The following is an 804-nucleotide window of genomic DNA, read 5'->3' as shown; positions in this document are numbered from 1 at the left end:
CATCATACGCTGCGCCATATACGCCGCTGATGGTTCGAGCTTGAGCTTGGTAACGACCATATATTTCTTCTAATGCGTCAGAAATTTCACCAACAGTGGCTCGTAAACGAGCAGCTGCGACGCTTAAAGCAAGTAGGTTTCCGTCACCGGTTTTTGCTGCAGATGTGAGGGCATTAAGTGCAGCTTTGACGGCGTCATTGTCACGCTCTGCTTTGATTTTCTCAAGGCCTTTGATTTGTGATTCGCGCACTGCAAGGTTGTCGACCTCTAAAATATCTAGCTCTTCTTCTTCCGCAAGTTGATATTTATTAACGCCTACAATGACATCTTCGCCACGGTCGATGCGTGCTTGCTTTTTAGCTGCGCTTTCTTCTATGCGCATTTTAGGTAGGCCTTGCTCAATCGCTTTAGCCATACCACCGCTTTCTTCAATTTCTTCGATCAGAGCCCATGCTTTATCCGCAATTTGTTGTGTGAGCGACTCCATCATGTAAGAACCACCCCAAGGGTCAGCTACTTGAGTAATGCCTGTCTCTTCTTGAATGATGATCTGGGTGTTGCGGGCAATGCGAGCAGAGAATTCTGTCGGAAGTGCGACCGCTTCATCAAGCGCATTGGTATGAAGAGATTGTGTGCCGCCAAATACTGCAGCCATCGCTTCGATAGTTGTGCGAATCACATTGTTATACGGGTCTTGTTCGGTGAGCGACCAACCAGATGTTTGAGAGTGTGTGCGTAGCATCGATGATTTTGGATTGCTTGGCGAAAACTCTTGCATGATGCGATGCCACAATAAACGACCTG

General features: G+C 47.4%; 1 protein-coding gene. It reads right to left on the bottom strand.

Annotation, left to right across the window (positions count from 1 at the left end; genetic code table 11):
- Positions 1–778 (bottom strand): methylmalonyl-CoA mutase family protein (locus A3739_RS15970; protein WP_231877093.1); only part of this gene is annotated, 778 nt, incomplete at its 3' end.
- Positions 779–804 lie beyond the last annotated feature (26 nt).

This window comes from Oleiphilus sp. HI0067 (assembly GCF_001635735.1).
The sequence above is the reverse complement of the archived record's forward strand: the minus strand, read 5'-3'. Positions and strand labels throughout refer to the sequence as shown.